Origin of the sequence: Pseudomonas mandelii, assembly GCF_006438925.1 — a bacterium.
Classification (GTDB): Bacteria; Pseudomonadota; Gammaproteobacteria; order Pseudomonadales; family Pseudomonadaceae; genus Aquipseudomonas; species Aquipseudomonas mandelii_C.
This window is the reverse complement of sequence record NZ_RCZA01000004.1, coordinates 355,957-370,079: the sequence shown is the minus strand read 5'-3', so window position 1 is coordinate 370,079 and position 14,123 is coordinate 355,957. Positions and strand designations below refer to the sequence as shown.

Genomic DNA, 14,123 nt, shown 5'->3' with positions numbered 1-14,123 from the left:
TGAGCGACATGAGCGAACAAACGGCCAACGACAATTATCAGGGTGTGTGGGGTCAGCGCATCGGTTTCGGCCAGAAAGCCGCGTTGCTGATGATCGATTTTATGCGTGGCTACACCACCGAAGGGGCGCCGCTGTTCGCACCCGGCGTGGTCAGTGCCGTGGCCGAAAGTGTTGAACTGTTGGTCAGCGCCCGTCGTCAGGGCATCCCGGTGGTGCACACCAATATTCGCTACCATCCCGGCCATTTCGCCGACGGTGGCATCTGGGTTAAAAAAGCCCCGGTGATGAAAGACATGGTCGAGGGCAACCCCTTGGCGGCGTTTTGCGAAGAGGTCCTGCCCCAGGAAGATGAAGTGGTGATCAGCAAGCAATACGCCAGTGCCTTTTTCGGCAGCAGCCTGGCCTCGATGCTGCACGCGCAAGGCATCGACACCGTGGTGCTGGCCGGTTGCTCCACCAGCGGCTGCATTCGGGCGACGGCGGTGGACGCTGTGCAACACGGTTTTCGCACCATCGTTGTGCGCGAGTGCGTCGGCGACCGGCATCCGGCGCCCCATGAAGCCAACCTGTTCGACATCGACAGCAAGTACGGCGATGTCGTCAGCAAACAGGAGGCCATCGCACACTTTGAGCAGCAGTAATATCGAACAAAGAACCGCGCCATAGAGCGCAGGTCTTGGTAAAAAACTGAGGGTACGCCCTCAGTCTTCTGACACTGCCTTTGGACGTCGCTTGCTACAGCGCGCCAGAGCGCTGGAAAAAAGCGGCTGTATAAAAACCATAAGTCACCGCCAGGAGACACCCGATGCCCATTGCGAATGCAGCACCTGCGACCACGGTCGCCGACCCGATTCAAGCGCTTTACCACAAGATCACCTGGAAGCTGATCCCTTTCCTGTGCTTCTGCTACCTGGCCGCGTACCTCGACCGGATCAATATCGGCTTCGCCAAACTGCAGATGCTCGATCAACTGCACTTCAGCGAAACCGCCTTCGGCCTCGGAGCCGGCCTGTTTTTTGTCGGTTACATCCTGTTCGAGGTGCCAAGCAACCTGGTGCTGGAGAAAGTCGGCGCCAAGATCTGGATCGCCCGCATCATGATCACCTGGGGCCTGCTGTCGGCCTGCACCATGCTCGTGACGTCCACCACGCAGTTCTACATCCTGCGCTTCTTGCTCGGCGCCGCTGAAGCAGGCTTTCTGCCCGGCGTTCTGTATTACCTGACGACCTGGTTCCCGACCTATCGACGCGGCCGCATCATCGCCTTGTTCATGATCGGCCTGCCGCTGTCCAGCGTCATTGGCGGCCCGCTGTCCGGCTGGGTCATGGGTTATTTCGATAATTTTGGCGGCCTGCATGGCTGGCAATGGCTGTTCCTCATCGAAGCGGTACCGAGTGTCATGCTCGGCGTGCTGACCTTCTGGGCCCTGCCCAACAACTATCGCCAGGCCAAATGGCTCAACGACGATGAAAAAAACCTGCTGGAGCAAGAACTGCGCGCCGATGAGGCCGGTGGCGGGGACAGCAAGCACAGTTTTCGCGATGGCTTCTTCAACCTGAAAGTCTGGATGCTCGGCGGGATCGACTTCTCGATCCTGCTCAGTGCCTATGCCATGGGTTTCTGGATGCCGACCTTCATCCGCAATGCCGGCATCATCGACACGTTCCACATCGGCGTACTCACGGCGCTGCCGAGCATCGCCGCGTTGTTGGGCATGCTGTTGATCGGCGCCAGCTCCGACAAACACCGCGAACGTCGCTGGCACATCATCGTGCCGTTTCTGGTGGGCGCTGCCGCCATGGCCAGTGCGCCGTTCTTCGTCCACAACGTGGTAGCGACCGTGGCCCTGTTCGCCATCGCGTCGGCGGCGATCATCGGCGCGGTGCCGGTGTTCTTCAGTCTGCCGGCAACCTTCCTCAAAGGCACCGCGGCGGCTACCGGCTTCGCCCTCGCCTGCTCGTTGGCGAACATCGCCGGGCTGGTCAGCAACTCGTTGATGGGGGTCGCCATCGACGTCACCGGCAGCAGCGCCGGTGCGCTGTGGTTCTTTGCCGGCTGCCTGATTCTCAGCAGCTTTCTGGTGATCGCCTTGCCGGCCAAACTGGTCAACCGCTGACCCATCACACCGCCACTGTAGGAGCTGGCGAAGCCTGCGATCTTTTGACTTTGGTCCATAAAAAACAAGATCAAAAGATCGCAGGCTTCGCCAGCTCCTACAGGGATCGTGGTAGCCACCACATACAAATTATCAGGTGAGTCCCCATGCAAGGTTTCATCAAACGCTGTGCCCTGCTTGTCGCCGCCGGCCTCTGCGCCGGTGCTCTGCAAGCGGCGGAAAAAGTCATCTTCGACACCGACTTCAACGTGCTCAACGATGATGGCCAGGCCTTCATCATGCTCGCCCAACTCCACGCCCAGAAACGCATCGACCTGCTCGGCATGACCCTGGTCAGCGGCAACGCCTGGGTCGACCAGGAACAGGTGGATGCCCTCAAGGCGGTAGAGCGCATGGGCGTGGAAAAGGACGTCGGCGTGTATTCCGGCGCCGCCTACCCGTTGCTGCATGACTTCACCACCTACCCCCAGGAACAAGCCCTGTTCGGGGCCGGCTGGCCGGGTGCTTTCAAAGCGCCGCGTCCGACGTCCGCCGCGCAACTGATCGCCCCGCCGGATGGCCTGGCGACCCACACCGCATTGCGCAAGGAAACCGCCGCCCAGTTCATCGTCGACAGCGTGCGCGCCAATCCCCATGAAGTGACGTTGCTGGCGGTCGGCCCACTGACCAACATCGCCCTGGCCATCCGCTCCGCCCCCGACATCGTGCCGTTGATCAAACGCATCGTGTACATGGGCGGGGCCATCGAGATTCCGGGCAACACCACACCGGCCGCCGAGTTCAACTGGTGGTTCGACCCCGAAGCGGCGAAGATCGTCCTGCGCTCACCCATTGAACACGTTATTTTTCCCAACGATGTGTGCGAAAAGGTCACCTTCGATGCCTCGATCTACCAGCGCGTCATCGCCCGGCCGGGACCGATTGCCGATCTGTACACACACGAATTCGCGCCGTTGTTCAGCAAGGACCCCGGCTATCACAGTTTTACCTGGGACAGCCTGCCGGCCCTGTTTCTGGTCGAGCCAGGCATCGTCACCGAATCCCGCGAGCTGTGGGTCGATGTCAATGCTCAGTTCGGCGCCGACTACGGTCGTGCCCTGGGTTACAAGAAAAGTCCACCCGTGGGCACGCAAAAAGCCAAGGTGGTGTTTGCCATCGACCAGAAGCAGTTCTGGAATGATTATGTGAATCTTGTGAACTTGCCGACGCCGGTCAAAGGCAGCTGATGCCGCGCCGCTCATGAAGAAGTGACGGCGTGCAGCGAACCCCTCACAGTGAGCGTGGTCGCACAGGTGAACCGCTGAACGTTGCTCAAGGGTCGAGCTGTCAGCGGTTCGGTCCCTTTTCTGTCGAGAGCCCTTCATGCGCAGACTCCTCGCTTTATCCCTCTCATTGCTGTTGCTGTCCCTGAGCGCCTGCGCCCTGCTGCCCAATCGCGACCCGCTGAACATCAACGTGGTCGGCTTCGAACCGTTGCAAAGCCAGGACATGGAAGTACGCTTTGCCGTGAAAATACGCGTGCAAAATCCCAACGAGACCACCATCAATTACAACGGCGTCGCCCTGGACCTGGAAGTCAACGGCCAGCCACTTGCCTCCGGTGTCAGCGATCAATCGGGTTCGATTGCACGCTTTTCCGAAACCGTGCTGACCGTTCCGGTGAGTGTTTCGGCGTTCTCCGTGCTGCGCCAGACCCTGGGCCTGAGCAAAACCCAAACCCTCGACAACCTGCCCTACGTCCTGCACGGAAAACTTGCGGGCGGCTTGTTCGGCACGATGCGTTTCGTGGACAACGGCAAACTCAGCCTGCCAACGTCGACGACCGGCACTTGGTAAGTCACGACTGAAGGACCGAACTCTATTCATGAACACAACAGGTGTGAACGCCACAAATCAAATGTGGGAGCGGCGGTGCGGCGATCCGACATGGGTTATGCGTTGAAACGGACGCCCGGTTTGGCGCGCTCATCTACTGTCAGTTCGAAGACGTCCGGGCGCGCGTAGTGCCCGACCACGTCGTAGTCGTAACGGGCGCGGATCAGGTCATCGGTGTCGATTTCAGCGGTGAGCAAACCGGCGCTGTCACGCAGCGGCCCCGCCAGAATGTCGCCCATCGGCCCGACGATCACGCTGCCACCGGCAATCAATGGGCGGTCCGATGGCCAGTTGGCGATCTCCACGCCCAAGGCGTGCGGTGAATCCTGAACCTGACAGGCGCTGACCACAAAGCAGCGCCCTTCATGGGCGATATGGCGCATGCTGACCTGCCACATTTCCCGCTCGTCCACCGTTGGCGCGCACCAGACCTCCACGCCTTTGGCGTACATCGCGGTGCGCAGCAGCGGCATCATGTTCTCCCAGCAAATCACCGCACCGATCCGCCCGGCCCGACTGTCGATCACCGGCAACGTCGAGCCATCACCTTTACCCCAAATCAACCGCTCGGTGCCCGTAGGCATTAGTTTGCGGTGCTTGGCGACCAGCCCGGCCTGCGGATCGAAATACAACGCGGTGCAGTACAACGTGCTGCCGGCGCGTTCGATGACACCGATCATCAGGTTGGCGCCAGTGCGCGCTGAAAATCCGGCCAACGCTTCGGTTTCCACGCCTGGCACGTCGATCGCGTTGGCAAAGTACCGGGCAAAGGCTTCACGCCCTTCCGGCAGGCGATAACCCAGTTGAGTGCCAAAGCCCTCGCCTTTGGGGTAACCGCCGAGCAACGCTTCGGGCATGACCACCAGCGCCGCGCCGGATTCGATAATCGCGTTTTCCCAAGAAAGGATCTGTTCCAGGGTCTCTGCCTTGCCACCGGGCAAGGCGCCGATTTGCAGTGCAGCAACGATTGACTTGGGCATCGCAGTAACTCCGAAAGCAATGAGGTGTTGCTCATTCTCAGGCGCCACGGGATCATGAATAAAGCCCCGTTTGCTGCTAAATGATATGAGCCAAATGAATATCGCCACCGTCGATCTCAACCTGCTGAAAGTCTTCGAAGCGCTCCACGAGGAGTCCAGCGCCAGCCGGGCCGCGTTGCGTCTGGGCGTGACGCAATCGGCGGTCAGCGCGGCACTGCGAAGACTTCGCGAGGTGTATGGCGATCAGTTGTTCCTGCGCACCGGCCGAGGACTCGCGCCCACGCTCAAGGCCAACCAGTTGAAACCGGTGGTCAGCGACGCCCTGAACAAATGCCGGCAGAGCCTGGCGATGGTGGACCCGGCCGCCCACCATTACGATGGGCGCTCGGTGACCGTGGGCATGTCCGATGATTTCGAAATCGCTTATGGGCGCCGGCTGATCGAAGAAATCGCCCGCGTCGCGCCGAAGCTGCGGCTGATCTTTCGTCAAACCCACAGTCAGATCGTCGCGCAAGCGTTGATGGAACGCAGCATCGATCTGGCGATCACCGCCGGTGGGTTTGCCGAGCGTTTGCTCAGCCGTCAGGTGCTGGGAGAAGGCGGTTATCTGTGCCTGGTAGACCCGCTCAGCCTGGCCGAGGGACAACAGACCCTCAGCCTTGAGGCGTTCGTCGACCGAGAGCACATTCTGGTGTCGTCGGGCGGCTTTATCGGGATCACCGATGAGGGGCTGGCGGCGCTGGGGTTGACTCGGCGGGTATGCGCTTCGACCACACACTTTGCCGCGTTGCCGCACTTGCTCAAGGGCAGTCAGGCCGTGGCGACCATTCCGGCCCATGCGGCCCAAAGCATTGCAGCGCTCAGCGGACTGGCACTGCTGCCCTGCCCTCTGGCGTTGCCGCGTTACCCGATCGAACTGGGCTGGCGCACCAGTACGCAGCTCGATCCGGTGGTGCTGAAAGTACGGGAAGCGATTGTCGCGAGCTTTGCGAGCGCGTAGGAGCTGCCGCAGGCTGCGATCTTTTGATTTTGCTTTTTTAAAACAAGATCAAAAGATCGCAGCCTGCGGCAGCTCCTACAGAGATGTGTGTCGAGTTCAGGTTACTTGGCAGCCATCAGGCGATTGACTTCGCTGCGCACCATGTTCGCGAATTCCGGGGGCGACATGCCGTCAAGTTCGGCACGGACCCACTCGGCCCATTTGCCTTTGCGCTTGGCGCGTTCACCGAACAACCGCGCGGCTTCGCCCTTGGACTTGCCCAGGTTGCTTTGCCATAGATCGAACAGACGGGATTTCTCATCTTCCAGCGCAGCGCGCTCGGCAAGGGGTTTGTCGGCCAGATTGAAGCTCATGGGAGTTACCTGCTGCGTAAAATAGGCGACATCTTACACTGTAGGAGGAAATGTCCGACCCAGGATTTTTCCTCAGGGTGGGGTCAACGCGAAAATCCACTGCAACTTTTTCGCTGACGGCAGACTCCATTGTTCACTGTCCATTTATCTGCAAGGAGTACCTCAATGGCCCGGAAAACCGCCGCACAAGTCGCCGAAGACCAGATCAAGGATCAAGCCTTCAGCGAACTTCAGGCTCTGATCGAAGAATCGGAAAAACTGTTGAAAAGCAGCGCCTCACTGGTGGGTGAGGAAGCGGACACACTTCGTGGGCAAATCGCTCAGAAACTGCAGCAGGCTCGGGACTCCGTTACCAACGTTCGTGACCGAACCAAACCTGCGGTTGAAGCCACTGAAACCTACATCGGTGGCCATCCGTGGCAAACCGTGGCGATCTCTGCCGGTTTCGGCCTGGTAGTCGGGTTGTTGCTGGGGCGGCGTTAAGCGACCCGGTTTTAATCAGTACCCAGCAAAAAGGCGAGCACGCAGCTCGCCTTTTTCATGCCCGGCTTTTATGCAGACTGAGAGTATGCAGACCTCAGAGCCCGGCCAAAGCCCGCAAACTCGCCAACGTCTGCGCGTCGAGCGGGATGCCATCGGTGCTGGCCTTGGCCCGCTGTTGGTGACGTCGATCACCCGGCAAACGCTTGAGCCCCACACCGTGCATCTGCCGGACCAGTTCCTGACTGCGCTCGGCAAAATTCTGCCCGGCCGCCTTGCTCGGATCGATCACGATCAGCAGCTGGCCCGTCCACGGAGTCTTGGCCCCCGGATGGTTCGACCAATCGAACTCGAAGGAAAAATTGCCGCCGGTCAACGCCGCCGCCAACAGCTCGACCATCATCGACAGCGCCGAACCTTTATGGCCGCCAAACGGCAGCAACGCGCCGCCCTCAAGAATCGCTTTCGGGTCCTGGGTCGGCTGGCCGAGACCGTCCACCCCCATGCCTGGCGGCAAACGCTCGCCCTTGCGCGCGGCGATCTGTACATCGCCATGAGCAATCGCGCTGGTCGCCAGGTCGAAGACAATCGGATCGCCGTCAGCCCGAGGGGCGGCAAAAGCAATCGGGTTGGTCCCGAACAGCGGACGATCGGCACCGTGCGGCACCACGCAAGTCATGCTGTTAACCACGCTCAGCGCCACCAGGCCTTCATAGGCGAAGGGCTCGACATCCGGCCACAAGGCTGCGAAATGGTGGGAGTTACGAATCGCCAGCACCGCGATGCCGGCACTGCGGGCTTTTCCCACCAACAAACCGCGTGCTGCGGCGAGGGCCGGTTGGGCGAAACCATTACCGGCGTCGACCCGGACAAACCCCGAAGCCACGTCCTCGACCACCGGCACGGCCTGGCCATTGACCCAGCCGCTCTGGAGCGTCGACACGTAACCGGGAATGCGGAACACGCCATGGCTATGGGCGCCATCGCGTTCGGCGCCGGCGCAGTTGATGGCCAGTGTCCTGGCGACATCGGCGGAGGTGCCATGGCGCTGAAAAATCTGTTCAAGCAAAAGAACGAGCGCGTCGAAATCGAGCGTTTGAGTGTTCGAACTGACGGCCACTTTGGGCGTTGCGGTCATCTGAAGCTCCAGTTTTATTATTGAGTACGGGCAACAGGGTGAAGCGAGGTTGCAGGGCAACCCAAAACAGTTGTCGATTAAGCGCTGTTCTACCGGCTTCCTGTCAAGTCTCGACAGCCTGTTCGGCTCAAGCAATATGTACCGCACTCGAGCCTGCCACTGGCCGTACTGTTTTTCCTCAATCCAACGACCGGCGATTACCCCCCGGTCGTAGCGCATCGAGGAAAAACCATGATTGCTCCCCCACTGCCGTATTTTTTCGACGAAGCAGTACTTGCATCCAAAGCCAAACAGCCCGGTGAACGCGAAAAGGCACTGTCCTTCACGCTTGATGACCTGAAGTGGTTGAACGCTGTTTATCTGGAGACGCATGAAGCCCGTATCGCCAATAGCGCGTCCATGCACGTCGACCAGCTGCTTTTAAGCGTACCTGATGCGCCAGGCATCCCCCTGGCCGGCGCTTTTGCCATGAGCCGGCCCAGCGATGGAGAAGTCACGCTCTACACACCGTGGAAAGGCCTGATGAAATTCGCGGACATGAAGGGCCTCAAAAGCAAACTCAAGGAATGGTTGGCACAGCCCACTGGCAAGCACGAGTTATTGCGTTTTCTCTCCATCGAACAACGCAGCGCTTTACCCGCCGCCAGTGCGCAAGACTTTGCCACGCAAAAAATCGAAGGTGCGGTGTTCCAGGACCAGGAACTCACCCTCGAGCGCAATCAGGCTCAGAACATCAGGACGATGATGGGCGAGCTGCTCAAGCTGCCAACGCTGCAATCGATGCTGGACGAGACCCTCAAGAACGCGCTGCATAAACCGTTCCCCAAACTGGACCAACGCCTTACCCGAATGAAGAGCTCCGTTATCGATAGCGATGGCCAACAATTGCTTTCCTCGCATTCACTGAGCGATACCCTGCTGCATTACTACCTGACCAACCAGTGGCCGACTGGCGATTCCAGAGTCTTTTCCAATCCCCGACACAGTGTGAGCAGCGACGCCGATAACCAGGTTTGGGAAAGCGCAATCAAAGAGATCGCACAAACTTTTACCCCTCTCTTGCAAGGCCTGCTCAAGACGTTCTGGAATACACCGATGAACAATTGGCAGTCACGCCGGGAGGTTTTTGCCGAGGGCTTGCGCGATACCTTTCACGTGAAGCTTTTGCTTCAGCGTCAACAAGGTGTTCGAACGACGCAGGAATACCTGCGACTGATGAATCTCAGCCTCGAACCTGACACCGACGATCCTCTTCGTATCGAAACAGTACGTGTCACCGCCCCCTTCAAGCATTACGTGGAGCTCGCCTCGACCGTGATGATCGGCAGCAGCGACACGCCGGGCTTTCTGTACACCCCGTCCAGAGGCATCGAGGCAACGAGCGACCTGTCCGCTGTCAGGAACATCGTCGCGCAGATGTTGAAAAGCGAAGGGCACGAAGACACGCTGCTCAACTTCATGTCCTTGGACGAACGCGCTACGTTTCTTTCAATGGCGCCGGATGAACAAGTGATTGTCGGTGAACCGATCATCGGCCCGGTGTTTGAACAGTTGATGACCGACATCCTTGGCAAGCAACGAGAGAATCTGTCCGATGCGCTGAACCGTTACCGTGAAAGCGAAGGCACACAGGATCCCCGGGCCTTGTTCGACAAGGCACTGGATGTCCGGGGACTGATCGACGATCGACTGCTGGCGGCCGATGCTGCAGGACGCTGGAGTACACACGCAGACCGGCGCCTGAGCGCGCAACCTGCCACCGCTCGTGGCGAGTCGGCCAAAGAGCAACTGGCCCTTCTCTCCACCGTTAAGCGACCGCTCGACCTACTCCTCGAAAACCAACCGGTCATTCCCGCAACAACCCGTACCCTTGACGAAGTGCTGCGTATCGTCAGTTCTTCACTCGGAAGCTTGCAATCGCGTTTCACCCACACCCTGTCAACGGCATTGCGCAGCGAATTGGAGCTGCACGCCGTCATGCGCACCTTGGGTGCGACGGAACAGGCGATCATCAAATCCGTACTTGATACTCCGGTACGCTTGCAGCGAGCTGCATTGAACGGCTTTTTACCGGACGTGTTTTCCTTGGCGCTGAAGGCAGGTGACGCTGCTGAGCCGTTGAAACTGGCCAGTTGTTTTGTGCTGACCGAACGAGGTGGCCTGGACCCTGAGCATTCGGGCAAGGCGATCTTGTGGACGCCGGCGTCGGGATTTGAAGCCTTCAAGACATTGACATCTTTACTGACCGGGCTGGAGCAACGCCTCAAAGACGCCGATGATCGCACCGCCCTTCTGGAGAACCTTGGACGCAGCGAGCGATTGCCTGGCAAGCACTACACCCTCGCCCCACTGCAGCGAATAGATGAGCATTTTCTCGATCACGTGCAAAAACCCTATGCCCAGCTGGACCGAGCGTGCGTCACCCGTGCGCTGGCCACGAAGCTTCCCGCGACGACCCTGGCCAGTCTTCTGAAGCTGGTGGCGTTACGCCAACCGATGACCGGGTTAGACCGTGCGACGGACATTGCCCAATCCCTGACGACCCAGCAAAAACTGCCGGCATGGCTGGCCAAGGCGTCCATTAAAGACCTGATACTGCATGGGGAGTTGCTTCAGCAATACCTCAACAACGTCACCGACGATAAGGACTACCTCAGCGGCATACGCTCCCTGGCGCGCACGGCGCACCATGAACTTGAAAAACAACTCAAGGCTGACACCTTCGACATCGATCCGGACAATATCCAGATACAAATCGACAAAAGCTCGAGGTCTGCGGCCAGCACCCAGACCCTGACCGACTTTGCACTGACCCCTTTCAAGGATCTGGATATAACCCATTTCAAACTGGTGTCGCTTGATACCACCGAGATTCCCGAGGACATGGACCAAAGCTACATCAGAGACCTGATACGAAACTTGAAGTTGGGCGAACATCAGCAGAACACATTGAACGAAGCCTTTGCAGACACCCAAGCGAACGCAAAGGACCGCAGGAAGCGGTTTTACACGCAATTACCCTGGCAGCTAATGCATTACGCCCACACGGAAAAACTGCAGGAGCGCCTGAGCGAGACGGGATTTGATCTGATCCAGCAAGTCATGGATATGCCCGACGCCATTGCCCGCGCGGCAGTCGACGGCGCCCACGCGATCATCCGCCCACTTGAGCTCCTGGGCATCAAGAGTGGACAGGCGGTCAAAGTGCCAGGCGTCTATCTGATTGGCTCGTCGGCCGATAGCACCGCGCCACAGGTCCTTGTCGCGCCTCATAGCCCTCGGCACGGGGTGAAAGAATATGAAAACGAGAAACAATTGCTGACAGAGCTGAAGACCCGCGGTTCGCTGCTCGATTGGGTACTCATGAATCTGCCGCAGCCTGACCGGATGCTGTTGGAAAACCGGATGGCGACCAGCAGCACCCGTGTCGCCAGAGCCGCACCGCCGACCAACGTCAATCGCGAAACCGATGTCACATTGGCGTCCAACCCGATCAAGGGGAGCCTGTTCAAGCACTTGTTCGATGATAACGCCGCGCTGTTGGCCCGATTGCTCGGTTGCCAGTCCGATGACAAAAAGCAGGGCGAATGGGCAACCCTCAAGGGCGTGCTGGGCGAAGACCTGCACGAGGCATACTCGTTCTTCATCGGCAAACTCGCCTACCCCATCACCGTGTGGCGCAGTTATCGCGACATCAAGCAATCCGCCGAAGACCTTCAGATGCACAAATGGGGGCCCGCGATAAAAGAGTTCATCAGCGGCATTGCACAACTCGCCACGTTGCGACAATCGCTGGAAGCGCAAGCGAAGCCATCGTCTACGCCAAGTACACCTGCGCCAGAAACGCCCGATACTCGATTCAAATGGCAGAACGTTGCCATTACAGCCCCCGAACGTACGCAGTTGAAGCGTCATGAAAGCATGGACGTCGATCTGAATTCGCTCACATTAAACTCAAGTCTTGGGCTCTATACCCATCCGACGACAAAAAAAACCTACGCACCGGTTGAAGGAAAGGTATATCCGGTCGCAAAGCTCGGCAAACACTGGCGCATCGCCGACACAAAAATTCGTGGTCCTCGGCTGAGTCAGAAAGTGTCGAAACAATGGGTTCTGGATAGGCAAACGCCAGCGCCCCGTTTCAGCATCGGCAATCGGTTGCACACCGCATATTCGGTCTGGGAGGGCATGAACGTCGATGCCACTGGAATGCCCGAAATCCGTCGACTGTTTCCGCAAAAGGCTCGTCAGATTGACGAAGCGCTGGACCTGGCAACCACCTATGCCTGGAACTGCTTTCAAAACCTGCAATTGCTGAAGTCTTCCGACAAAACGGTGACACCCGTGCATCAACTCATCATGGATTTTATTGATGTGCCGCAAGTGCAGTCCACGCATGTGGAGCAGCTTGAAAAAGTCATGACTGACATTTTTGCGGCCTTGTTGGACCCCTCACTGAGAAAGCCGAAGACCAATCGTTTTGCAATCGCCAGGGCGGTCAGTGGCGCGGCAACTACATTCGGCTTCACCGCTCCAAAGGATGCAAAGCGGAAAATTTATCTGGCAGAAAAATTCTTCGACACCGGTTTCGACATTTACCGCCCACATCTTACCGACCCTGCCTTCCCTATCAACACGCATGCCCGAGCAGTAACCCTTATTCATGAGCTTTCCCATCTCATCTGCAACACCGAAGACATTGCTTACTTCGATCCCGGCAGACCATTCCCCCATCTGATCGATACGACCAGCACAACCGCCAGTGATCTCAAGGACGCGTTGACCACGCTTCAGGACACCGCACTCTCGATCAAGACCCCCCTGACTCAGCTGTTCATGACCGAGGATCCTGATACCGGTGTGTGGGAGGATCCGGGCAGCACTTCTTATGAAAATACTGATCGGGTAAAAGCGCATATTTTGACCTTGACCGGCGGAGAAAACCTGAGCGGTGCCCGCAAAATTTACAAGAGAGATCCATTGGTCAGACTCAAGGTGCAACTCGGCAACGCCGACAGCGTTGCATGGCTCATCAGCCAAATGGGGCGCCAACTGCACACCAGCACCCCGTGAATCAGAAAAACAAACTCCCATTTGATGGGTAATTGCCATGACGGTTGTTCTCGCAGACTTCCTCACAAGGTTAGAATGCAGGAAATCAGGATGAGTCAATGACCGACAACCCTCTCTCGCCAGCCGAATACGACGCTGTCACCGATGCCGCTGCGCATTGGTGCATGCGTCTGCACGCCAACGATTGCACTGCTGAAGAGTGGCTGGCGTTCGAGCAATGGCATGACGCTCATCCGCTTCACGCGTTCGAATACGAGGCCATGCTGGATATCTGGGATGTCGCGGGTGACCTGCCACGTCCAGAAGCCATGGTCCCGATGGTCCGCACCAAACCTGCTACGCCTTGGCGCACCTTCGGTATCGCCGCGGCGGTTTGCGCCATGGCATTGCCACTGGCGGCCTATAGCGGCTGGAACCTGGGCTGGCTACCCAATTCCTATCAACATTTCGAGGCGGACGACAATGTCCGCCAAGTCACCCTGAGCGATGGCAGTCAGGTAGAACTGAACCTGGGCAGTGAGCTGACGTTCAGCAACTACAAGGATCAACGTCGGATTACGCTGAAAAAAGGCGAAGCCTTCTTCAGCGTCAGCCATGACACTCGACACCCCTTCATTGTCAAAGCGGCCGAAGGCAGGATTCGAGTTACCGGAACCAAATTCAACGTCTGGACGTATGAAGATCAGGTACGCGTGAACCTGATAGAAGGTTCGGTGCTGGTGAGCAGTAATGACGCCGTTGCGGGTGACGGTTTGCGCCTCGAGCCAGCGATGCAGGCTAGCTATAGACGCGGCGACTTCACTCCCCGGATCAGTCAGACCTACGACAATGACAACTCACTGGCCTGGCGCAGCGGAAAACTGGTGCTCGATGATCTGGCGCTGACCGACGCATTGCCATTGATCAATCGCTACTTGAGCAAACCGGTGATGGTGGCCGACAACAGCACTGGCTCGATTCGCATCGGCGGCATCTACAACATCAAAGAGCTCAACAACCTGGTGGCTTCCCTGCCCAAGGTGTTACCGGTCTACCTGACCCGCAACAAGGATGGCAATCCGGTCCTCAATTCCATTCCGCAACAAGCCCCAAAAAGCTGAAGGCCGCG

At 58.3% G+C, this 14,123-nt stretch carries 11 protein-coding genes; 8 read left to right on the top strand and 3 right to left on the bottom strand.

Annotated features, from left to right (window positions below):
- Positions 1-8: 8 nt before the first annotated feature.
- From EAH74_RS11755 to EAH74_RS11740, 4 genes are all read left to right on the top strand, one after another.
- Entirely contained in the window at positions 9-641 is a 633-nt protein-coding gene (locus EAH74_RS11755) for an N-carbamoylsarcosine amidohydrolase (RefSeq protein WP_140678480.1), read from the top strand.
- A 164-nt stretch (positions 642-805) separates the two neighbouring features.
- Positions 806-2,116, top strand: coding sequence for an MFS transporter (locus EAH74_RS11750; protein ID WP_140678478.1), 1,311 nt, complete (start codon positions 806-808; stop codon positions 2,114-2,116).
- A gap of 146 nt (positions 2,117-2,262) precedes the next feature.
- Positions 2,263-3,342: a nucleoside hydrolase gene (locus EAH74_RS11745; protein WP_140678476.1), complete on the top strand. Its 1,080-nt coding sequence runs from the start codon at positions 2,263-2,265 to the stop codon at positions 3,340-3,342.
- A gap of 136 nt (positions 3,343-3,478) precedes the next feature.
- Entirely contained in the window at positions 3,479-3,952 is a 474-nt protein-coding gene (locus EAH74_RS11740) for an LEA type 2 family protein (protein ID WP_140678474.1), read from the top strand.
- A gap of 95 nt (positions 3,953-4,047) precedes the next feature.
- On the opposite strand, the gene EAH74_RS11735 is transcribed toward EAH74_RS11740, so the two are convergent.
- Complete coding sequence (locus EAH74_RS11735) at positions 4,048-4,971, bottom strand: carbon-nitrogen hydrolase family protein (RefSeq protein ID WP_140678472.1); 924 nt, start codon at positions 4,969-4,971, stop codon at positions 4,048-4,050.
- An 85-nt stretch (positions 4,972-5,056) separates the two neighbouring features.
- On the opposite strand from EAH74_RS11735, the gene EAH74_RS11730 reads away from it, so the two are divergent.
- On the top strand, positions 5,057-5,971 hold the full coding sequence (locus EAH74_RS11730; RefSeq protein ID WP_140678470.1) for a LysR family transcriptional regulator: 915 nt from the start codon (positions 5,057-5,059) through the stop codon (positions 5,969-5,971).
- Positions 5,972-6,072: 101 nt separating this feature from the next.
- On the opposite strand, the gene EAH74_RS11720 is transcribed toward EAH74_RS11730, so the two are convergent.
- Positions 6,073-6,324, bottom strand: a complete 252-nt coding sequence (locus EAH74_RS11720) for a hypothetical protein (RefSeq protein ID WP_008155229.1) — start codon at positions 6,322-6,324, stop codon at positions 6,073-6,075.
- A gap of 165 nt (positions 6,325-6,489) precedes the next feature.
- Between EAH74_RS11720 and EAH74_RS11715 the strand changes: the two genes are divergently transcribed.
- A complete protein-coding gene (locus EAH74_RS11715) occupies positions 6,490-6,807 on the top strand; it encodes a DUF883 family protein (RefSeq protein WP_140678468.1) in 318 nt (105 codons plus the stop codon).
- A gap of 94 nt (positions 6,808-6,901) precedes the next feature.
- On the opposite strand, the gene EAH74_RS11710 is transcribed toward EAH74_RS11715, so the two are convergent.
- The gene (locus EAH74_RS11710; protein WP_140678466.1) at positions 6,902-7,942 is read right to left on the bottom strand and encodes an Ldh family oxidoreductase; all 1,041 of its coding nucleotides are present in this window, start codon (positions 7,940-7,942) and stop codon (positions 6,902-6,904) included.
- Between the two features lie 231 nt (positions 7,943-8,173).
- On the opposite strand from EAH74_RS11710, the gene EAH74_RS11705 reads away from it, so the two are divergent.
- The gene (locus EAH74_RS11705) at positions 8,174-13,015 is read left to right on the top strand and encodes a dermonecrotic toxin domain-containing protein (RefSeq protein WP_140678464.1); all 4,842 of its coding nucleotides are present in this window, start codon (positions 8,174-8,176) and stop codon (positions 13,013-13,015) included.
- A 98-nt stretch (positions 13,016-13,113) separates the two neighbouring features.
- The gene (locus EAH74_RS11700; RefSeq protein ID WP_140678462.1) at positions 13,114-14,115 is read left to right on the top strand and encodes a FecR family protein; all 1,002 of its coding nucleotides are present in this window, start codon (positions 13,114-13,116) and stop codon (positions 14,113-14,115) included.
- Positions 14,116-14,123 lie beyond the last annotated feature (8 nt).